Source organism: Marinococcus sp. LNSP9103-4 (assembly GCF_056034345.1).
The window spans coordinates 1-21,057 of the sequence record NZ_JBQLIA010000032.1; the positions used below are offsets into that span (position 1 = coordinate 1).

Genomic DNA, 21,057 nt, shown 5'->3' on the forward strand with positions numbered 1-21,057 from the left:
CATGGCGGGGAGAACGAAGAAAGCCACCGGATGAAAAACCGGCAGCGAATATTTTCAGCAGAAGTGTAAACGGCAAAGGAGCAAAAAGTGTAAAATTCGACTTGACGTCTACAAATGATAATCTTTATACAAAAATGTATCGTAGTCTTGTATATTACATAAACAAAAACTGTTTTTATTCATGAAAAATAATATATTCATGAAACTGTTACGTTTATGTTTATTTAATTAAAATTTATTATAGATAAGAAAATTATTCAAATACGTTGTTAGGAGTGCCACAAACAATTTAAAGATTTGCTAGCTTACATTGGCTAACACAACAAATGTTATTAAAATTAAATCAACTTTCAATAAGAAAAAATGGATATTGAAGAAAGTTAAAGAGAGAGGCCCATTTGAAGTAAACAATCTAGACAGTAATAAGGTTACCGGCATAGTGTTAGCCATTCAGATGAAATTGTTGGTAGAAACATCATCATGACAGAAAAAAAGTTGGAGAGAACAGTTTGGCCATGGCTAACCTTGATTAAAAAAATATTACAGATTAAAGACTAAAAAAATCACGAAAATAGATGTTCTAATAAGTAGGGAAAGAAAAAATGTTAATTTTTAGTTCTAAGTGCATTACATTATTATGTTTATTTACTGAAACGTTTACGTATTAGTAAATGTAATTATTTTTATTATTTAATCAATTACACATAGTATAATCATGACAAAAACCTTTCTTCTTCTATTGGTTGTCTTTACAAACATTTCTACATTAAGTGTGGATGAATACATTTTTTTGTATATTGTACTTTTTTTACTTATTCAATTCCTGCTCTTCAGCAGTGTAGCAGCTATACTTGCACGCTCCTTTCGTATGAATGCCCGAAAAAGTTCGGTATTTAAAACAGTACTGTTTTTAAATACCGGTAATTTTGGCTTGCCCGTCAGTCAACTTGTCTTTGCAACGAATCCGCTTAGGGTATCAGTACAAATCATTGTATTAGTTTTTCAAAACTTGCTTACTTCTACCTATAATATTTTCAATGCTGCTACTACAGAGAAAGTAGAGTGGAAACAAAGCATGAAACCATTGTTACAAACCCCAGTAATCTATGCCCTTATACTAGGATTTTTATTTTATGTTTTTCATTGGGACCTACCAGAAACACTGGATCAAGTCTTCCAGCAAATCGATTCTGGATTTACGGCATTAGCACTGCTTGTACTTGGTGCTCATACCGCCTATCCGAGGTTGAAATATTTTTCAAAGGTATTTTTCTTAATGATTTTCCTTCAATTAATAGGCGGGCCTTTGATAGCGTTCTTGATTATTTTTTTCTTACAACTGGAAGGAACGATCACTCACTCAGGCCCTGTTGATTTCTAGTGCTTTTCCTAATTCACAAAATAGCGCCTTGTTTGCATTAGAGTATGATAATGAGTCCGAAATGGCCACTCAGGAAGTGTTGTTTTCGACTATCTTGGCATGTTTCACAGTCCCAATGATTATCACCATTGCCCAAACCATATTTGCTTGATGACATTAGTGATATTCTTTTTTTTTATTGAAGACAATAAAAATAAGGTATTTTAATTATTTCAATTTTATATGTAGTATGTTGTTAACGCTTACAAAAAGGAGGAATCATTTTGAATATTTTGAAAAAAAACATAACTAAAGGCATGATAGGGTGTATCGGATTAATTGGATTGACAGCATGTGGTTCTACCGACAGTTCAAGTTCAACTGGTGAGGGGAATGATTATCCCTCAGAGAATTTAGATTGGACTGTTGCTTTTGGTCCAGGGGGAGGTAACGACGTAATGTCCCGGACGTTGGCAGACATTTTACAAGATGAAAATATATATTCAGAGAATATCGTAGTAGAAAATGTTGACGGTGGTAGTGGGGCAAGAGGTTGGAGCCAAGTGAAGCAAGATGAAGGAAATCCATATCATATGACATCTACAAGTGGTAACTTCATATCTACTCCACTTGTATCAGACACAGATTGGAACTATGAAGATTTTACCCCGATTGGACTTCTGGCTTCAGACGAGTCGTTGTTTGTGGTAGATGGTGACTCTGAATATGACACTATCGAGCAATTTGTTGAAGACGCGAAAGAGGAAAATATGAAAATTGGCAGTGTTGGCAGTGCTGGCCCGGGGCGAGTAGTAACAGGTTTGTTGGAAGAGAACGCTGATATAACGACGGAGTATGTTTCTTATCAAGAAGCCGGACAGGTAACAACCTCTCTTACTTCTGACAGCTTGGATGCCATGATTTCGGAAGCCAACGAAGTTATTGGTCAAGTAGAATCTGGAGATTTAAAAGTTCTAGCTTCTACAGGAGAAAAACGAAGTGAGAATGAACATTTACAAAACACACCGACATTTAAAGAGGCAGGTTACGATTTTACGTTTTCCTTACCAAGAGGAATTGTCATGCCTCCTGGAGTTTCAGAAGAAGAACAAGAATACTGGATTGATGCCATGAAGCAAGTAACAGAAACAGAAGAGTTTGATGAGTACATTGAAAAAAACAATCTTACTGAGAATTTAATATGGGGTGACGAGTTCAGTTCGTATCTGGAAGAAACAAGTGGAGAATTTGAGAGCACATTAAAAGATACTGGAGCCATGGAGGAATAAAAGAACGTAAAAAATTTGTAAAGAAGGTGATAAAGGATGAAAGCAGTATTCTCAATATTTTTGTTAGGCTGGGCAGTTACATTCACGGTTATCGCCTTCTTCCAATTTGATGTGTTTGCAAACGAAAGGCCCGGTCCAGGATTTTTTCCTGCTGTAATCGGAATAGGATTGATTGTACTTTTATCTGTAAATACTTTAAAAGACTTTAAGTCTACAAGGAAACCACAGGGCTTTGAAAAAGAGAGGAATCAAAACAACTCGTACGGAAATTCTTCCCTTATAGACGCTATAAAGGAAGACAAGCAGCATGAGATAGCGGCAACAATGGATACAGAAATGCCTGATCAGACTTACGCTAGAGACGTTTTAGTCATAACGCTTCTTATTACAGGTTTTATCGCGGCACTTCCAATTTTCGGGGCTATCATTTCTATGCTTTCTTTTATGCTGGTCACACTATTCTATTTAAACCGAAAAGGTTACATCGTCAACATCACATGTAGTTTTGTTCTTCCAGTGGCTCTCTATTTATTATTTGATGTATGGTTGCAGGCAAACTTACCGGTTGGTATTTTCGGGATTTAGTGGAGGAGGACAGTAACTGATGGATAATCTGGTGGAAAATTTAGCTTTGGGTTTTTCGGTAGCTTTTACTCCTACAAATATTTTGTTTTTGTTTATTGGAGTAATGGTAGGGATGGTGGTAGGTATTTTTCCAGGATTTGGCCCAGCCGCTGGTATTGCCATTTTGCTGCCATTAACCTTTAATTTGGATACGACTACAGCGATTATCATGTTGGCAGGCATTTATTATGGGTCTATGTATGGAGGGACTATCACTTCCATTCTTATTAATACTCCCGGGGAAGCAGCTACGGTTGCTTCCATGCTTGATGGTTATCCTCTGGCACAAAAAGGGCGAGTGGGTCCTGCCCTGGTGATGCAAGCAATTGCTTCATTTATTGGTGGAACAATAGGAGTCATTTTGATTTCTGCTTTAGCTCCAACGCTTGCAAATCTAGCCCGCTCCTTTGGGCCGTCTGAATACTTTTTAATTATCTTTATCGGTTTGTTGCTTCTCACAACGATGATGGGGGAAGACAAGTTAAAAGGTTTTATTTCAGCTCTTGTTGGTTTTGCTATCGCAATGGTGGGCGTGGATGTTACGAGTGGAATGCCAAGGTATACGTTTGGTTCTCCAGAACTAATCAACGGAATTGAATTTGTGGCAGTGGCCATTGGTTTATTTGGTATCGGGGAATTATTGTATTCGTTATACCAAGGCGTGCATAAGCGACCCCCAGAAGACAAAATCAAAGTTCCTTTTTTAGGAAAAGGGTTCTGGCCTTCGCAAGATGATTTTTCTTCAACAAAATTCACGAATTTTCGAGGTGGGATACTGGGTTTTGCAGCTGGTATTTTACCGGGCTCAGGGGCAACACTTGGTTCCATATTATCCTATTCTATTGAAAAGAAGGTTTCTCGACGCTCGAGTAATTTCGGTAAAGGGGAAATGGCAGGGCTAGTAGCGCCGGAAGCAGGTAACAATGCCGCTTCTGCCGGAGCCATGGTGCCGTTATTAACATTAGGTATACCAGGCTCAGGTTCAACGGCTGTACTTCTGGGAGCTTTTCTCGTGTGGGGACTCACGCCGGGCCCACAGCTGATGACCTCGGATCCTGAATTTGCCTGGGGGTTAATATCGAGCATGTACCTTGGTAATATTATGTTGGTACTCGTAAGTATTTTGGCTATTCCTTTATTCGTCAAATTTTTAGATATTCCGTATCGAGTTGTGGTGCCAATTATTATCGTTCTTTGTGTTATTGGTGGATTTAGCTATAATGCCAGTTTTATTGAAACGTGGATACTTATCATTGCAGGTGTACTTGGTTTTGCCATGAAATTGTATGGATATTCTCCAGCTGCTGTGGTTCTAGCCCTAGTATTAGGTGCGATGGCAGAATCAACGCTTATCCAATCGATGACTGTTTCAGATAATAACCCACTCAATTTATTAGAACGACCAGTTACACTTGTACTATTTATTATTGCATTAGCTATTATGCTCGTTCCAGTTTTTACGCATATTGTCAAATCAGCGATAAAGAAAGGACGTACAGAATGAAGGATAACGAAATTATTCAGCAATTACATGCCCTTCCCACCGTAGCATTATCGGATGCTATGAATGGAGAAAATCATGCGAACGGTGCCATCAAGCCATTGTATAAAAATGCTTCCATAGCAGGAAGAATCCAAACAGTAAAGATCGAAGAAGGTCAAAACCGTGGTGTTTTGCAAGCCATGGCTACCGTTAAAAAAGATGATGTACTTGTAGTTTCTACAGAAGAATGGACAAGCCATGCGATTGCTGGAGACTTTGTATTGAAAATGGCCCGGGAGCTAGGAATTAGAGGTGTTATTACAGATGGGGTTATTAGGGATGAGGAGGAAATAGTTAACATGGCTTATCCAGTCTTTTCCCAGGGGAGTAGCCCAGCTGCAGGAAAAAAAGAAAAGCTTGGGAAGGTCAATGAAACAGTGATATTAGATGGAATAACGTTTCGCCCCGGGGATTTTGTTAAAGCGGATCGCGACGGTATTATTGTGATTGCTCATTCAGAAGCATCAACAGTTATAGACAAAGCAAAAGTGAAATTAGATAAAGATGAACAAAGAGAACAAAAAGTACTTCAAGGAGAAGACCATATTCGCGAGTACTTAAAATCAGTTCGATAGTTTCCTATGGAGGAGAGAGTACGAATTGGATCACAAAGACTGGGAAATACTTCAGGCTTTTAAAACAGAAAATAGCCTTTCGACAATAGCTTCTAAGATGTATATGTCACAACCAGCGATTACATCCAGAATAAAAAAGATGGAAAATCGTTATCAAGTTACGATAGCCTATCGAACTACCCATGGGATGCAGCTTACTCCTCAAGGAGAATACTTATCTTCTCAGGGCATCAAGCTTTTAAAAGAGTTTGAAACGTTAAAAAGTCACCTTTGGAATATGGATGCTGAACACACAGGAACTCTGAAATTGGGAGTTGCTAATTTCATGACCCGTTACCGATTACCAGATATCCTGCAGGGTTTTAAATCCCTTTACCCCAAAGTGAATTTTCAAGTTACATCTGGATGGAGTAAAGACATGCTGGATTTAGCCTACACAAATGAAGTACATGTCAGTTTTATCCGTGGTGATTATGCTTGGCAGGGGCAAAAAGAATTATTGTTTGAAGAGCCTTTATGTGTCATTAGTGCAGAGCCTTTACAATTATCACAGCTTCCATATTTACCAAGAATCGACTACAACACAGACGTAAAACTTCGCGATTTAATTGATCAATGGTGGTTTGAGAATTTTGAGACTCCGCCTTTCATCACCATGAATGTAAACCAAACGGATACAAGCAATGAGATGGTAAAACAAGGACTTGGATATAGCATTGTACCCCGCATGGTAGTGGAAAATACAGACGGTTTATATGTTCATAACTTGAGGGATAGCCAACACAACTATATAACGAGACCTTCTTGGATGATATATAAAGAGGAGCATATGAATTTAAAAATCGTTCGGGCTTTTGTGAATTATGCGAAAAAAGCCATGGAATAAGAAAGTCTAATACTGTACGGTAACAGGCATCATTTATATCCTCCGATACAAATAAGATATAGCTTTTACTTATGTCAGGTAATAATTAACAAGTATTTTTATTCATTTCATAAAAACCCTACACTAATAATAAAGAATGGAGGAGAGTGAAATGAAAGAGAAAGAACAGTTCTTAAATACGTTTGATATTGGAGGAAGTCATTATTCTTACTACGACATTCATCAATTAGAATATATCACGGAAGAAAAAATAGCGGCCTTGCCCTACTGCCTTCGAATTATTTTAGAGTCAGCTTTACGAAATGCCGACGACGAAAAAATAAAAGAAAAACATTTACAAGCATTATTGAAATGGCCGCGATTAGCCGGGAGGAGTAATGACGAAATAGCTTTCAGTCCTTATAGAATTCTTCTACATGATACGACCGGTATACCAGTGATTGTTGATTTAGCCATGCTTCGAGATGAAGTTTCAGCCAAGGCAAGTGAGATTAACCCACATGTGCCTGTTGACTTAGTGGTGGATCATTCCATAATGGTAGATTATTCTGGAATGCCTGAAGCTAGAGTTTTAAATGAGCAAAAAGAATTTGAGCGCAATCATGAGCGTTTTCGATTCTTAAAATGGGCTCAAGCAAGTTTTGAAAATTTCCGAGTTTTCCCCCCTTCCTCAGGCATTATGCACCAAATTAATCTTGAGTACTTGTCTAAGGTCATCGTCCAAGAAGAAACCAATAGTTACAATCTTGTTTATCCAGACTCTTTGATTGGAACGGATTCACATACGACCATGATTAATGGCCTCGGTGTTGTTGGCTACGGGGTGGGAGGCATTGAAGCTGAATCGCGTATGCTCAATGAACCGCTTTATTTTTCAGCCCCGGAAGTTGTGGGAGTCCGTTTAGACGGCAAACTTAAAGAAGGAGTTACTTCTACAGACCTAGCTCTCACTATTACCAATATGCTCCGAGAACAGGGCGTAGTAGGAAAATTTGTAGAGTTTCATGGGGAAGGATTAGAAACATTGAGTGTATTTGAGCGTGCTACTATTGCCAACATGGCCCCTGAGTACGGAGCCACGATGGGGTACTTCCCAGTGGATGAAAGAACATTAGAATATATGACATTTATCGGTCATGAGAAAGAAAAAGTCGACCTGGTTCGAAAATATTATCAACAGCAGCAAATGTTTTTCTCTCCCAAAAATGACTCTCCGATATATTCTGAAGTCCTTGAACTGGATTTAGCATCTGTTGATTCTACGTTAGCCGGACCAAAGCGCCCGCAAGACAAAGTTACACTTGAAGATATGCAGAAAGAGTATACAAGTACGATAGCAAAGAAGGTGGATCAGCAAGGGTATGGACTTACAGAAAAAGAGCAGCAAAAGGAGATTACACTAAAGAACCAAAAGGAAACATTAAAGCAAGGAGACGTCGTACTTGCCGCCATTACAAGTTGTACGAACACCTCCAATCCAGACGTGCTAATCGGTGCTGCTCTGTTGGCAAAAAAAGCTATTGAACAGGGACTGCAAAAACCACCGTATGTTAAAAGTTCTCTAACGCCGGGATCCAAAGTCGTTACAGACTATTTGAATGCTTCAGGGCTAACAAAGTATTTAGAACATTACGGTTTTCACTTAGCGGGTTACGGGTGTGCAACGTGTATTGGAAATTCCGGTGATTTGTTTCCGGAAGTCGATCAGGCTGTAACAGACAATGATATGGTGGTCGCTTCGGTACTTTCTGGGAACCGTAACTTCGAAGCTCGTATTCATTCCAAAGTGAAAATGAATTATTTAGCTTCGCCTCCTCTGGTGGTAGCTTTTGCATTAGCAGGTACAGTAAACATTGATTTGACAAAAGACCCTATCGGAGCGAATAACTATGGAAAACCCGTTTATTTAAAAGATCTCTGGCCGGATTCGAAGGAAATTGATGATGTTAAAGCTACGTTCATCACACCAGAGATGTTCCGGAAAAGGTATGACCATATTTTTACGCTGAATGAAAATTGGAATCAGTTAGAAGCTCCTGAGCAGGAAAAATTTGAATGGGAGCCATCTTCAGATTATATTGCAAAACCACCTTTCTTATCACGGCTTCATGACGATCCCGCCGAAAGCATTCATATACCAAATGCACGAACCCTAGTGATGCTGGGGGACTCCGTGACCACGGATCATGTGTCTCCTTCAGGGTTAATTAAGAGAGATAGCCCAGCCGGGAAATATCTGAGAGAACGTGGTGTTAAACCCAAAGATTTTAATTCCTATCCCTCTCGCCGTGGAAATTATCATGTACTAGCTCGAGCGACTTTTGCTAATGTCCGCCTTCGTAATCAACTACTTCATGACATCGAAGGTGGGTATACGGAATATTTTCCTACCGGCGAGGTTATACCGGTATATGACGCTGCCATGAAATACAGAGAAGACCACCAAAATCTTATTGTTCTAGCCGGCAAAGAATACGGAACAGGAAGTTCTAGAGATTGGGCAGCAAAAGGTCCGTACTTGTTAGGTGTTCGCTCCGTATTAGCTGAAAGTTTTGAAAGAATTCATCGTAGTAATCTTGTCGGAATGGGCGTTCTTCCACTTCAATTTGAACACGGGGTTACTCCCGAATCGCTCGAATTGAATGGACGTGAAAGTTTTACAATTGTCTCGGAAGATATTTCTATAAATGGAAAAGTATCTGTTCAAGCCAAGGACGGAAATAAAAGTCAAACGTTCGAAATGATTATACGATTGGATAATTCCGTGGAAGTAGAATACTATAAACATGGAGGCATTTTGCCAGCTATGGCGAAAAATTATTTGCAGAAATCTCAATTTGAAAAGTAAAAAACGGGGCATGGAGATATGGGGGAAAACGACTGGTTGATCCTTTCTACTTTACGAAAGTATCAAAATATCACCAAAACTGCTAAAGCTCTATTCATATCTCAACCTTCACTAACAAAAAAATTGAGAATGATCGAGCGTGAATTGGATATTAAAATATTTTGGCGGAAAAGTAAGGGCGTTCAATTAACCGAACAAGGAGAATATTTAACACTTTATGCTGAGAATATGCTTCAACAATTAGCCGAGATTGAACAAAGCATTACAAACATGAATAGCAAAGTTTCCGGCAAAATAAAAATTGGAGCTTCTAATTATTATGCTAAATACGAGTTGCCCACGGTATTATCTGTGTTTCGCCAAGCCTATCCGGAAGTAGAATTTGAAATTTTTACTGGTTGGACAAAGGAAATTTATTCCATGCTTCAAAATAAGGCAATCCATGTGGGGATCATTCGAGGAGATTATGATTGGGACGAAGAAAAGCTTTTATTATTCCAAGACCCTGTCTGTGTGGTTTCTAAAGAAAATGTTGATGTATCGCAATTACCCATCAAGCCAAGAATCGGTTATAGAACGGGCACTGTCATGAATACCATGCTAGAAAATTGGTGGAACGGTTGGTTTCATGAGCCTCCTCGTATTGAAATGTCCGTTGACAGCATGGAAGCAAGCAAAGAGATGGTTCTTCGAGGGCTCGGGTACGGCATACTCCCAGCCTCTATAGTAAAAGAAACGGATAATGTTTACACACAGCAGCTGTACGAAGTTGAAACAAATCATCCATTAACGATCAACGCCTGGGCGTATTGCAGTAGTAGTCTGCTTGAAACCAATAATGTAGCGACATTTTTTCAATTCTTAAAAAAACATTACCATTAATGCAGGTAGTTCTGTAATTATATTATAGGTAGAGGTTTCTCGGTAGCCTCTACTTCTATTAATTTAATCTTTTTGTTGAATGTTACTATCGTTGATTTAGCTCTAGGGTTTAATTCAGTTGTAAAAATCGAAATATTGTTATCGCTAATATCAATCTGCACAAGACAATTACAATTATTACTCTAGCTAGATTTACGATAGTTCAACGCCTGTAAGGACAATTCATTTAAATATTTTTCATTGTTCGCAAAATTAAGAATGTATCAAACACTATATTTTTGAAAAAGGAGTTTGAAATGAGTAAATATAATGTTGGTGCCTTATATGGAGATGGAATTGGTCCTGAGATTGTAGAATCGACAATTAAAATATTGGACGCAGCCTCAAAACCTTTTCAAGGTGTAAAACTAAATATCCACGAATACCCCATGGGTTGGAAGGCGATAGAAGAATTTGATAATCCAGTTCCGGAGGTTACAAAACAAGCATTACAAGATACAGATGGATGGATCATGGGTCCGCATGATTCAGCTTCCTATCCCGAAAAACATAAAGAAAATAGAAATCCTAGTGGCGAACTTAGATTTCATTTTGATCTTTACGCAAATGTGCGACCTACAAAAGCAATTCCTGGTGTTAAAGGAATTACGAACGGTGCTGACTTAGTCATTTATCGTGAAAATACAGAAGGTTTCTACACAGACAGAAATATGGCACTTGGAACCGGGGAATGGCAAGTCACGCCAGACCTTGTTCTATCAACGGGAGTATTTACAAGAAAGGCAATCACGCGTATTGCTAAAGCTGCGTTTGAAATGGCTCAAAAACGTAAAAAGAAAGTAACGATTGTACACAAGGCAAACGTAATTAAATTAGGCACAGGGATGTTCAAAGATGTTTGTCTAGAAATAGCTAAAGACTATCCAGAAGTAGAAGTGAATGATTTCCATATTGACGCAATGGCTGCTCATTTAGTGCGAAGAATAGACGAATTCGACGTCATCGTTGCTGAAAACATGTTTGGAGATATTTTGTCAGATTTAACGGGGGAATTAGCTGGAAGTCTAGGCCTCGCACCTTCCATAAATACAAATGATGACCAAGTTATGGCTCAAGCAGCGCATGGTTCTGCTCCAGATATTGCTGGCCAAAATCTTGCAAACCCGGTAGGCATCTTACTGTCGACTATTATGATGCTTCAATGGTTAGGCAGCAGACACAATGATCAGCAATTGTTTGATATGGCTGCTTATATGGAAAAAGGAATATTCAAGACGATGGAGAACGGCGTGACAACGAAAGATTTGAAAGGAAAAGAATCAACGACTTCGTTCACAGATGCAGTCGTCAACCAATTAAATGAGCTTAGTAAGGAACTAAGCAAATAATGAATTGGAAAGATAGACTGATCCACGTAGGCAAAGAGATGAAAGAGCTACAATTAGTCTGGGGAACTGCTGGAAATATTAGTGTGCGTATTGCTGAAGCAGATATTTTAATATCTGCTTCAGGTACTAAAGTCGGGGACCTTCATAGAGACTCATTTGTTCAATGTAATATTATTTCCGCGAAAAAGACGTTGGGAGAAAACAAACCGTCAAAAGAAACATGCATGCATACAGGAATCTATCAAAACCGACCAGAAGTTCATGCTGTATTGCATGCTTCACCCTATTATTCAACACTTCTTAGTTGTTCAGATTTAGTTCTCCAGCCCAACTTGTTTATTGAAACGATGTATTATTTAGAAGATATAGCTTATGTAGACTACTACCCTCCAGGAACAAGTGAATTGGCCGATGCGGTTGCAGAAAAAGCTAAAACATCTTCTATCGTTATTATGAGAAATCATGGGGTTACAGTGTGTGATACTTCGTTAAAAGAAGCATTAATGCGTTTAGAAACACTAGAAATTGCTTGCCGGATGTGCTTAGACGCATCAAAAAGCAATACAATGTTAAAAGAAATACCAACCTCGCAAGTCTATGATTTTTTGCACCAATCACATTATAAGTCCAGAACAAAAAGGATAAATAGAAACTGAAGGGGAATCACCGTGCGTAAAACTATTGGTTTGATTCATGCTACAAGCAATTCTTTCAACCCGGTGAATGAAGGTTTCCAAAACCTAGCACCGGATTATCAAGTTTTAAACTTTTTAGATGAAGGCCTTATTGCCCAAGTGAATATCGATGGGAAAGTCACTCCTTATACATTAAGAAGGTTTATTAGTCTCATGAATAAAGCAGAAGAAAGTGGAGTAAACGGTATTTTAGCCGTTTGCTCTGTTTTCACTCCTTACCAAAAACAACTAAAAGAATTAACCCATTTACCTTTTGTGAATGCGGATTTATCGATGTTAAAAAATGCTCTTAATTATGGAAAACATATAGGTATTATAGCAACTGTCGAGCAGGCAGCCATCACTTCAGAAACGATTATTCAAAACCTTGCTGAAGCAAAAAATCAAAAGGCTAATTGTAATACTCATGTTATTCCTGAAGCTTTTCAAGCATTACGTGAGAATCGTTTTGATCGACATGACGAGTTAATTCACCAAAGTATCGAGAAACTCAATGATTCAAGTGATGTTATTGTATTGGCTCAAGTATCAATGAGCCGAGCTTCAGATACTTATTCTAGAACATTAGAAACCCCGATACTTACGAGTTTAGAAGTAAGTATCAACGAGATTATCAGAAAGATATGATTGAAGGAGGCTAACATGATAGGTGTTGTAGCAGATGATACTACCGGCGCCAATGATATTGGAGTAATGTTCAGCAACAAAGGATACTCAGTAAAAATTCTTCCTTACAATACTGTGGTTTCAACGCCTCCTCAGGTAGATGTATTAATAATGGACACTGACAGTCGTTTAGATGTTAAAGAATTAGCCTATCATAAAGTGAAAGAGGCAACAGAAACTCTAAAAAACTTGGATTGTTCTCAATACTTTAAAAAAACTTGTTCCGTGTTCAGGGGAAACGTTGGTAGTGAATTTGACGCGATGCTAGACACTTTGGAAAAAGATTTTTTAATTACGGTTTCAGCTTTTCCGAGAAACGGGCGCAAAACAATTGGGGGTTGGCATTACGTTAATAACACTCTTTTAGAAGAGACCTCATTTTCCACGGACCCAGTACATCCCATGAAAGAATCTAACTTGGTATCCATTCTGCAAAAACAAACGAATAAAAAAGTTTCGTTTATCAATTTATCCATTGTGAGAAAAGGGACGGCTGCTTTGCTGGAAGAAATAAACCACAAAAAAAAGGATTCCAATTATTGTATTATCGATGCCGAGAAGCAGGAAGATCTGATTTGTATAGCAGAAGCGATAAAAGGTTTTCAAGTATGGGGAGGGGCTTCTGCGATAGCAGAAGAATTGCCTCCTTTTTTAGGAGTATCGAAATATACGCACCCAGTCCATGAATTGACGGGCTTTAAAGATGAGCAAGGCGTGCTCGTAATAGCTGGAAGTCTTACTCCTCAGACAAAACAGCAGACTGCCTATATACAATCCCAAGGCGTTGCTACTTTTGTTTTCGATACAAGATTAGTTTTTCGAGAAAATAAATTAAAACTTGAAAAAAATAAAGTCATTGATGAAGTTGTATCAATACTCGTTCGTGGTGAACATGTTTTAATTAAAGCAAGCGATGAAAGAAGTGTTATTAAAGAAACGAAACAGGAAGGGAAGCGCAGAGGTCTGACTGAGTTGGAGGTTAGTAAACAAGTTTCTACGGTTTTAGCGCAATTAACAAAGGAAATTTTTAATATATCAAATGGGAAAAAGTTGATTGTAGCGGGAGGAGACACTTCTGGAAGTGTTACCCGAATGTTAGGGATTCATGGAAATTATGTGTTGAAAGAAATAGAAACCGGAGTGCCGTCGGGACTGACATTGGATAAAGGTATGATTATTGTCTTAAAATCAGGAAGTTTTGGCAGTAAGACCTTTATCGAAAAATCCATTCAACACTTAATAGAATTAAGTCATTCTTCGAATGAATAAATAAAGAAGCAAAAATCAAGAAGGAGAGTGTTACCCGTGTTGATAAGCAAAATGATCGTAGTGATACCCTGGAAAAGTCAGAAAAGAAACTCTTTTAACTGAGACTCAGGTTATAGCAGAACGATTGCATTGTCTACTTCCAGAGAAGACACTAATATTAAAAATTTATAAGAACCAGTATGTTATCGAAATGAATCCAAATTTAAATCATAGGGAAAGTTTAAACGGCTTGGGATTCGAGCCGTTTTTGCGTTTTGTGCATTTCTTTGATTATTTTCTCTACACTGAGGCAGAAACGAAAACCATTCCTTGGCCAGACGTATATAAGCAAAGAGAGCTGCCGGATATGTTCTTAATTTATATGTCCAAAAATTATGCATTGGTCCTCCCTAAAAGATTTTTTGCTTCTATTGAGGATGTTTTTGCGTTTCAGGAGTGTTTATAAAGGACACTGGCCGTAACCTCATACGTAGCTAGTGTTTCTTTTTTATACAGGAATAACTGCGTTTTACTTCATCACAAGGCTACTGATAATTACGATTATGTTAATAAAGGAAATAAAGGGATGGTGAGTGCCATCCCTTTATGTGAGGTGTGCCTGGTGGTTCCGGCCGGCATTACTGAGTTTAATGTTTTCTGTTGCTGGCTCCTAGTCTGGCCGTCTTTGGAAATAGTGTCAGTGTCCTCCTATTCGTTTTCTTTGGCGGGGCTATTAACAAAGGGTATAGCTACCTATGCTCTCTGTTATGGTATCGGCCGGTCTTACACAGACATATATAATATAAAATCCCCAGCGTCTATTCGTACGTTGGGGATTTAGTATAACTAGGAGGGTAAGTATTTACAGAGGCATGTTCCGGGAATACCTTAGGTAGGAAAAAGAAAAAAGGATAGAGGGTATATGGGCTCGAATCACCCCCCTTCTTATTTTTTTAGTCCGGGCACGATTAAATCAATAGCTAGCTTATATAAGTTTTTTTGTTCCTGATTTGAATGATAGCCAAACAACTCTGCATTCGCTAAAGAGGTGATGAAGTTATATAAAAGCACCGACACATCTTCAATCAACAAATCTTCCCTAAATTCCCCACGACTTATGCCTTCCTCTAAAATACGACTCACGATTTGAAATTCAGGTTCATACAGATTAAGCACAGCGTCATAATTATGTTCATTTGTTGACACAAAATATTCTTGAAGGGTATTCATAATCGGCTTTTGCAGCATGATATTGTTTAAGTTCGCCCAAATATACAATTTCTTTTCAGCGGATCGCTCCGTTTTTGATGTAATATCCCAGTTTCGAATAAATTCATTAGATACTTGCTTAATACAATAAAGATACAATTCTTCTTTATTCTTAAAATGGTAATAAACCGTTCCCTTACTTACATTTGTTTCCTTTTTTATATCGGCCATAGATGTAGCGCTATAACCCTTGTGTTCAAATATTTTCGTTGCAATATCTACGATAAATTGTTTTGTATCCTCGCTATTCACTCCTGTAGGTCTGCTCATATTTCCTCCAATTATTTTAAACTTATTTTTTTATCTTACTAATTTTTATTATACTAGTTAATCGGACTAATGTTTATTTAAATTCGATAAAAATTCTTTTTTAATTGGGTTTTAACATAATTTAATTTACCAATTGTCCGAATAGTGGTATTGTTTTCTCGAAGGGAGTGATTTGTTTGAAAAACAAAGTTGTTATTAATGGTGGGGGCGTGGCAGGTTTAGCCATGGCACTATTTTTAAAGAAAGCAAATATTGATAGTGTCCTGTATGAACAGGCACCAATGTATGGCAAAGTCGGCGGACATTTTGTTATCCATCCAAGTGGCGTGAAAATGCTTGAAATGCTGGGATTGGGCGAAGAAATTAAAAATAATAGCCATCACTTAGTCGATGTTGCAGTACTTGACAAGGATAACAATCCATTACTTGAAGAAGTAGAAAACAAACTCGAATTAGAGGAACTTCCGGATCTCATTAATATTGCCCGTTTTAATCTAATTGATGTGTTATATAAAGAAGCTATTAAAAAAGGAATTAATATTCAATTCGGAAAACGGTTGAAAAATTTTGTACAGGAAGGTGAAGGTGTCCACGTAACGTTCGAAGATGGTACAGAAGATTTTGGTTCTGTTTTGATCGGAGCAGATGGTGTGCGTTCAAAAACGCGGGAGCTTTTATTCCCATTCCCGGCAAATCCGTTAAAGTACTTAGGCAAAACGGGTGTGTACGGCATGATTGAAACGGAAAAGCTAGGCGAACTTAAAGAATACTTTACAAGGGATACGTCTCTGATGTATTTCCATGATAATTTTATTTTCTTCGTATCGAAGCATCACCCCACAGATGAAGAAATTTCATGGTCACTTATTTCAGTAGAGCCACGGAAAATTGCGAAAAAAGATTTTGAAGAAAAAGCGACAGAGGAATTAAGAACAGATATAGCTGCACGTTTTGAAGGCTGGGAAATGCCAATTCGACAATTAATTGAAGCCACAGATCATATTATTGCAAAGCAGCTTTACTACATTGACTTAATGAAGTATTACTCGCACGGTCGTGTTGTGTTAATCGGGGACGCTTTACATACAGCGGACCCGAATGCCGGCATGGGGACCACCTTAGCGTTTGAAGATGCGATGTATTTAGCCAAACTACTGCGTGATTACGATCACGAAGATGCCTTTTACTATTTCGAGCATGACCGCAAACCACGGGCGGAGAAGGTGTTCCATAGCGCGAATCTATTAGACAGTTTAGGGATTGATAATGCAGAAGAGTATGCATTCTTTAATGAAGGAATAGACGCTCACTGGGATAAATAAAATAAAAATATCATGTTCATGCAAATCTGTTGGGGTTTATGTCGAATAAAAACCAAGATAATCGTAGATATTTAAAGTGAAAGGTCTCTAAGCGTGACATCACTTCAAAGACACTCCGTTTGAAGGAGGAGAAAAAATGGAAACTTTGCAACAAAACCTTATGAATAAACCAGTAAAACGGGTGTTCTTTCATTTCTTTTTTCCGGCAGTCCTCGGAATGCTGCTTATGTCGGTTAACATGCTTCTCGACGGTATTTTCGTTGGTCATGGCGTTGGGGAGATTGGATTGGCAGGGATGAATCTAGCCTCACCAATTTTTATGGTCATTTTAGCAACAAGTTTATGGATTGGTATTGGTGGAGCCACCTACTTTTCATCCGCTATTGGTGAAGGTGCAATTAAAAAGGCGCGAAGCAGTTTTACGTTAGCTGTGACTATTTTTATCGGAATGCTAGGTACTATTAGTGTTATCGGTTCTATTAACATAGACACGCTTGCCATTTGGCTCGGTGCCAATGAGGAAACGATGGCACCGACTACAGAATATTTGCGTGTCTTATTTCCCCTTGGCTGGATTTTAGGATTACAGCAGCTGCTAAGCATTTTCATCCGAAATGATGGTCGGCCGGTACTAGGAATGGTTTCGCTGGGTGTCACCTCTGTGATCAATATTATCCTTAACTACATTTTCATCTTTCCATTGGGATTAGGGGTTTATGGGGCTGGTTTAGCAACAGTACTTGCAGGGGTAGTTGGAGTAGCCATTTTTATTCCACATTTTTTTAAGAAACAAGTCGTATTAAATCAATTGGAATGGGCTTGGTCAAGGCGGGCAACGGCTCAAATTTTAGCGATTGGTTTTCCAAGCTTACTAGCAGAATCAGGTGCTTTTGTATTGATTATTGGTTATAACTTAAGTATTGTGGCAGCTTTAGGCACAGACGGGGTTACAGCTTTCTCTGTTATTAATTATTTACACGGTTTTATGTTTCTAGCGTTTTTTGGTATTGAAACCGCAATGCAGCCAATGATCAGTTATTATCACGGTGCCAAAAAGAAACTGCAGATGCAAAATACAATCGCGTTAGCAGAAAAAACGGCTATCGGTCTCGGGCTGATTTTATTTGTAATTGGCTATATTTTTGCTCCTATGCTAGTACGTTTATTTGGGGTAAATGACGAAACCATTATTACATTAGCAGTAGAGGGCATTCGCTTATTTTTCGTTGGATATCTGTTTATAGGGATTAGCTTTGTCTATATGACGTATTTTCAATCCGTAGGAAAAGCATGGTCTGCGACAATGATTATTCTTGGCCGAAGTTACGTCCTATATTTGGGTTACTTATTTGTCCTGCCGCAAATACTAGGTGTTAACGGTATTTGGCTTTCGATGCCTATTGCCGAACTAACAATGGCTGTGCTGATTGTTTTATTTGTAAGAAAACGTGTGCGAAACCAACTGAAGTCGGAGCAAAACATAGCAGCATGATTTATGTTCATGTTGCTTTATGTTTTTTTCAGCGGTAATTTTATCATTTTTCCTGAAGTTTCTTTCTACAAGTCTCATTTATAAGCTTTGTTTCCTGGTGAAGCCATCCCTGAGGTTGGCTTTTTTGAATGAAAAAATTGAGTCCACATCGTTAACAAATACTATAAAGGATCAGAAAGTACCTATAATTCAATTGTATAAGAAAATCGAGCATGAATGTTTCAGCATCATGCCCGGTTTTCTTCTTACAACGATACTTTATCATCCGTATCGGGCAGCTCTTCCCCAATTGAAAAGGTCGTATGCAATACTTGAGCAATGGCTAAAAGCGTAGATACCTGAGGGACCGTAATCCCTGATTCAATACGTCCGATCGTGGACTTTGGCTTTCCAATCGCATCTGCCAATTCCTGTTGTGAAAACCCTTGACGCTGGCGCTCGGTTTTAATGGCCGCCGCCAGAGCTGCTTCCAGCTTTAATCGATCAATATGCGCTTTCCCAACGACGTTCTGGTAGTTATCGAATGCCTTGCTCATTTTCTATTCCCTCCTTGATTTCACAATGCTATTTGGAGCCATCCTCACTATACGCCTCGTAACACTGTTCGGCGGGCACAATATCCGGGCGACGAATAGCCCCGTTATAGGTTTTATCAAAATGATGCAACAGCAATACCTTCTGCTCGTCATGAATGACAAATAACAAACGGTGATTCCCTGTTTTAGTCCCATCAATGCCCCAGCGGTAGAGTTCTTCTAGCTCGATATGTCGATACACTTGTTTAATCGACGGTGGTACGGCGTCTCTACCTGTCTTCTCTTGTTCCGGCGGGTACGGGTTATATTCGAGAATCGCCCGCTGCCGGATATATTGGTCTACCGTTTTCCCCAGATACCCTGACGTCCTCATCGTTGCCTTTCCTGCGTCACCGCATCGAATAGCCAACCTTCGAACGTTGGAACGTTTCCTAATGCTAGTATCTCGTACGCCATCGTAGGTCCATCCATGTCTTTGATAATATCTATGCCCTTATGATAGCGTGTATGCTATCAATAGAGCATTAAAATGCTCATCTTTTCAAGCTTCAGAGTTTTCATGTCCTTGATCCGTCTTCAAGTTATGATCTTTTAGAAAAAGACAACTAGATGGCATTTGAACATTCGAAGCCTCCATATTCCGTTAAAATATGAAGGCTTTCTGTACGATTTAGAAGTTACGGGTTTTAGACTGTAATGGCACATAGCATTAAGAAAATTCTCCTCCTGATAATTTTTTCAATCGTTCATGGATCAGGAATATATCCTAAGCAGGAACCACTTTCACGAATTTTCGTTTTCCGACCTGAATCACCAGGTCCGTATCAATGGTAAAGGAGGCATTCATGTCATCCATCCGTGTGCCATTGACTTTGACGCCCCGGTTTTGAATCATTTTTCGAGCCTCCGTTTTCGAAGAAAGCAGACGTAAGGTCACCAGCAAATCAACAATATTGTATGATTCTCCTTCCTGCAGGGTCATCGTTAGCATTTGCTTCGGCACGTTCCCCTGTTGAAAAACCGAAACAAATTGCTCTTCGGCTTCTCCGGCCTGCTGCCGGCCGTGATACATCGTCACGATGGTACGAGCCAGCTGCATTTTTGCTGCTTTCGGATGGAGGATTCCCTCCCGGAGCCCGGTTTCGATGTCGTCAATCTCCGTTTTTGGCAGAGACGTTACCAGGTGGAAGTATTTCACGATCAGCTCATCCGGAAGCGACATCGTTTTTCCGTACATGGAAGCCGGTTCCTCGTATATGCCGATGTAATTGTTTTGGGATTTCGACATTTTTTTAGTCCCATCCAGCCCTTCAAGCAGCGGCATCGTGATGGCCACCTGTTTGTCTTTGCCTAACCGCTCCTGGAAATGCCGCCCCATTAAAATGTTGAAGTATTGATCGGTGCCGCCTAATTCAATATCGCTTTCGAGGACGACAGAGTCATAGCCCTGCATCACCGGGTAGAAAAATTCGTGAAGGGCAATTGGATGGCCGAGCGCGGTTCGCTCTTCAAAATCATCCCGCTCCATCAACCGGGCGGTCGTAATTTTACCTGCCAGCTGAATCACCTCTTCAAATGACAGCTTGGCGAGCCACTTGGAGTTGTAATGGAGCTCCACCTGGTCCATGCAAATGACCTGGCCGAACTGTTCAAAATACGTCTGAGCATTCGCGGCGACTTGTTCGGTTGTGAGTGGCTTTCGGGCGACGGATTTTCCGGTAGGGTCGCCAATTTTTCCGGTGAAGTCGCCAATTAACAGCTGCACCACATGACCGAAGTCCTGAAACTGCTTTAATTTGTTTAATACGACCGTATGGCCTAAATGCACATCCGGCGCCGAAGGATCGAGGCCCAGCTTGATTTTTAACGGGCGGTTGTCGTGCACGGAAGCAGCGATTTTTCGTTCAAGCTCCTCGTGGGGAATAATTTCTTCAATGCCGTGCATGTAAAGATCCATCTGTTCCTGGACAAGCTCTTGCTGTTGCGGGGTTAATGGCTGGTTATGATTTTTCATGATACGACCTCCCAGATAATAAAATATAAAAAAACAGCCCTCATCAAGGGACGCGATAGCTCGCGCGGTACCACCCTTGTTGAAGCCTGTCAGCTCTTCCAACTCTCGGATAACGGCCCGTCCGTCCCGCTGCCTAAGAGGCAGGCGAGA

At 39.4% G+C, this 21,057-nt stretch carries 19 protein-coding genes and 1 other annotated feature (1 of these 20 only partly in view); of the genes, 15 read left to right on the forward strand and 4 right to left on the reverse strand.

Features of this window, described 5'->3' with window-relative positions; genetic code table 11:
- The first annotated feature begins 715 nt into the window (after nt 1–715).
- The 13 genes from ACTRXG_RS15440 (at nt 716) to ACTRXG_RS15500 (ending at nt 14,470) form a co-directional block, all read left to right on the forward strand.
- The gene (locus ACTRXG_RS15440) at nt 716–1,381 is read left to right on the forward strand and encodes an AEC family transporter (protein WP_474285811.1); all 666 of its coding nucleotides are present in this window, start codon (nt 716–718) and stop codon (nt 1,379–1,381) included.
- Nucleotides 1,382–1,644: 263 nt separating this feature from the next.
- Entirely contained in the window at nt 1,645–2,649 is a 1,005-nt protein-coding gene (locus tag ACTRXG_RS15445; protein ID WP_474285813.1) for a Bug family tripartite tricarboxylate transporter substrate binding protein, read from the forward strand.
- Between the two features lie 36 nt (nt 2,650–2,685).
- Complete coding sequence (locus ACTRXG_RS15450) at nt 2,686–3,234, forward strand: tripartite tricarboxylate transporter TctB family protein (RefSeq protein ID WP_474285814.1); 549 nt, start codon at nt 2,686–2,688, stop codon at nt 3,232–3,234.
- A gap of 19 nt (nt 3,235–3,253) precedes the next feature.
- Nucleotides 3,254–4,777, forward strand: coding sequence for a tripartite tricarboxylate transporter permease (locus ACTRXG_RS15455; protein WP_474285816.1), 1,524 nt, complete (start codon nt 3,254–3,256; stop codon nt 4,775–4,777).
- Nucleotides 4,774–5,391 (forward strand): RraA family protein, encoded by a 618-nt coding sequence (locus ACTRXG_RS15460; RefSeq protein ID WP_474285817.1) that lies wholly within the window; start codon nt 4,774–4,776, stop codon nt 5,389–5,391. Before ACTRXG_RS15455 ends, ACTRXG_RS15460 begins: the two co-directional genes overlap by 4 nt.
- A gap of 25 nt (nt 5,392–5,416) precedes the next feature.
- Entirely contained in the window at nt 5,417–6,277 is an 861-nt protein-coding gene (locus ACTRXG_RS15465) for a LysR family transcriptional regulator (RefSeq protein WP_474285819.1), read from the forward strand.
- A gap of 151 nt (nt 6,278–6,428) precedes the next feature.
- Nucleotides 6,429–9,125, forward strand: a complete 2,697-nt coding sequence (acnA, locus tag ACTRXG_RS15470; protein ID WP_474285821.1) for an aconitate hydratase AcnA — start codon at nt 6,429–6,431, stop codon at nt 9,123–9,125.
- A gap of 18 nt (nt 9,126–9,143) precedes the next feature.
- Complete coding sequence (locus ACTRXG_RS15475; RefSeq protein ID WP_474285822.1) at nt 9,144–10,007, forward strand: LysR family transcriptional regulator; 864 nt, start codon at nt 9,144–9,146, stop codon at nt 10,005–10,007.
- 296 nt (nt 10,008–10,303) lie between these two features.
- On the forward strand, nt 10,304–11,395 hold the full coding sequence (locus ACTRXG_RS15480; protein WP_474285823.1) for an isocitrate/isopropylmalate dehydrogenase family protein: 1,092 nt from the start codon (nt 10,304–10,306) through the stop codon (nt 11,393–11,395).
- Entirely contained in the window at nt 11,395–12,051 is a 657-nt protein-coding gene (locus ACTRXG_RS15485) for a class II aldolase/adducin family protein (RefSeq protein ID WP_474285824.1), read from the forward strand. Before ACTRXG_RS15480 ends, ACTRXG_RS15485 begins: the two co-directional genes overlap by 1 nt.
- Before the next feature lie 12 nt (nt 12,052–12,063).
- Entirely contained in the window at nt 12,064–12,717 is a 654-nt protein-coding gene (locus tag ACTRXG_RS15490; protein WP_474285825.1) for an aspartate/glutamate racemase family protein, read from the forward strand.
- Between the two features lie 15 nt (nt 12,718–12,732).
- Nucleotides 12,733–14,025, forward strand: coding sequence for a four-carbon acid sugar kinase family protein (locus ACTRXG_RS15495; protein ID WP_474285826.1), 1,293 nt, complete (start codon nt 12,733–12,735; stop codon nt 14,023–14,025).
- A 190-nt stretch (nt 14,026–14,215) separates the two neighbouring features.
- A complete protein-coding gene (locus ACTRXG_RS15500) occupies nt 14,216–14,470 on the forward strand; it encodes a YcxB family protein (RefSeq protein ID WP_474285827.1) in 255 nt (84 codons plus the stop codon).
- Nucleotides 14,471–14,949: 479 nt separating this feature from the next.
- On the opposite strand, the gene ACTRXG_RS15505 is transcribed toward ACTRXG_RS15500, so the two are convergent.
- A complete protein-coding gene (locus ACTRXG_RS15505; protein ID WP_474285829.1) occupies nt 14,950–15,543 on the reverse strand; it encodes a TetR/AcrR family transcriptional regulator in 594 nt (197 codons plus the stop codon).
- Nucleotides 15,544–15,710: 167 nt separating this feature from the next.
- Between ACTRXG_RS15505 and ACTRXG_RS15510 the strand changes: the two genes are divergently transcribed.
- Nucleotides 15,711–16,865, forward strand: coding sequence for an FAD-dependent oxidoreductase (locus tag ACTRXG_RS15510; protein ID WP_474285831.1), 1,155 nt, complete (start codon nt 15,711–15,713; stop codon nt 16,863–16,865).
- A gap of 136 nt (nt 16,866–17,001) precedes the next feature.
- Complete coding sequence (locus ACTRXG_RS15515) at nt 17,002–18,357, forward strand: MATE family efflux transporter (protein WP_474285832.1); 1,356 nt, start codon at nt 17,002–17,004, stop codon at nt 18,355–18,357.
- 245 nt (nt 18,358–18,602) lie between these two features.
- Here the strand turns inward: ACTRXG_RS15515 and ACTRXG_RS15520 are convergent, their stop codons facing one another.
- From ACTRXG_RS15520 to tyrS, 3 genes are all read right to left on the reverse strand, one after another.
- Nucleotides 18,603–18,893 carry a helix-turn-helix domain-containing protein gene (locus ACTRXG_RS15520; RefSeq protein ID WP_474285833.1) on the reverse strand — a complete coding sequence of 97 codons (291 nt, stop codon included), beginning with the start codon at nt 18,891–18,893 and terminating at the stop codon, nt 18,603–18,605.
- Between the two features lie 28 nt (nt 18,894–18,921).
- The gene (locus tag ACTRXG_RS15525; protein ID WP_474285835.1) at nt 18,922–19,266 is read right to left on the reverse strand and encodes a hypothetical protein; all 345 of its coding nucleotides are present in this window, start codon (nt 19,264–19,266) and stop codon (nt 18,922–18,924) included.
- A 393-nt stretch (nt 19,267–19,659) separates the two neighbouring features.
- Nucleotides 19,660–20,910 carry a tyrosine--tRNA ligase gene (gene tyrS / locus ACTRXG_RS15530; protein ID WP_474285847.1) on the reverse strand — a complete coding sequence of 417 codons (1,251 nt, stop codon included), beginning with the start codon at nt 20,908–20,910 and terminating at the stop codon, nt 19,660–19,662.
- Nucleotides 20,911–20,950: 40 nt separating this feature from the next.
- Nucleotides 20,951–21,057 (reverse strand) — a binding site (T-box leader) (it continues 106 nt past the right edge of the window).

Coding starts and splice junctions, on each gene's coding strand:
- ACTRXG_RS15440 (WP_474285811.1), top strand. CDS start 716: ATGACAAAAACCTTTCTTCTTCTATTGGTTGTCTTTACAAACATTTCT.
- ACTRXG_RS15450 (WP_474285814.1), top strand. CDS start 2,686: ATGAAAGCAGTATTCTCAATATTTTTGTTAGGCTGGGCAGTTACATTC.
- ACTRXG_RS15455 (WP_474285816.1), top strand. CDS start 3,254: ATGGATAATCTGGTGGAAAATTTAGCTTTGGGTTTTTCGGTAGCTTTT.
- ACTRXG_RS15460 (WP_474285817.1), top strand. CDS start 4,774: ATGAAGGATAACGAAATTATTCAGCAATTACATGCCCTTCCCACCGTA.
- acnA (WP_474285821.1), top strand. CDS start 6,429: ATGAAAGAGAAAGAACAGTTCTTAAATACGTTTGATATTGGAGGAAGT.
- ACTRXG_RS15475 (WP_474285822.1), top strand. CDS start 9,144: ATGGGGGAAAACGACTGGTTGATCCTTTCTACTTTACGAAAGTATCAA.
- ACTRXG_RS15480 (WP_474285823.1), top strand. CDS start 10,304: ATGAGTAAATATAATGTTGGTGCCTTATATGGAGATGGAATTGGTCCT.
- ACTRXG_RS15485 (WP_474285824.1), top strand. CDS start 11,395: ATGAATTGGAAAGATAGACTGATCCACGTAGGCAAAGAGATGAAAGAG.
- ACTRXG_RS15495 (WP_474285826.1), top strand. CDS start 12,733: ATGATAGGTGTTGTAGCAGATGATACTACCGGCGCCAATGATATTGGA.
- ACTRXG_RS15500 (WP_474285827.1), top strand. CDS start 14,216: ATGAATCCAAATTTAAATCATAGGGAAAGTTTAAACGGCTTGGGATTC.
- ACTRXG_RS15505 (WP_474285829.1), bottom strand. CDS start 15,543: ATGAGCAGACCTACAGGAGTGAATAGCGAGGATACAAAACAATTTATC.
- ACTRXG_RS15515 (WP_474285832.1), top strand. CDS start 17,002: ATGGAAACTTTGCAACAAAACCTTATGAATAAACCAGTAAAACGGGTG.
- ACTRXG_RS15520 (WP_474285833.1), bottom strand. CDS start 18,893: ATGAGCAAGGCATTCGATAACTACCAGAACGTCGTTGGGAAAGCGCAT.
- ACTRXG_RS15525 (WP_474285835.1), bottom strand. CDS start 19,266: ATGAGGACGTCAGGGTATCTGGGGAAAACGGTAGACCAATATATCCGG.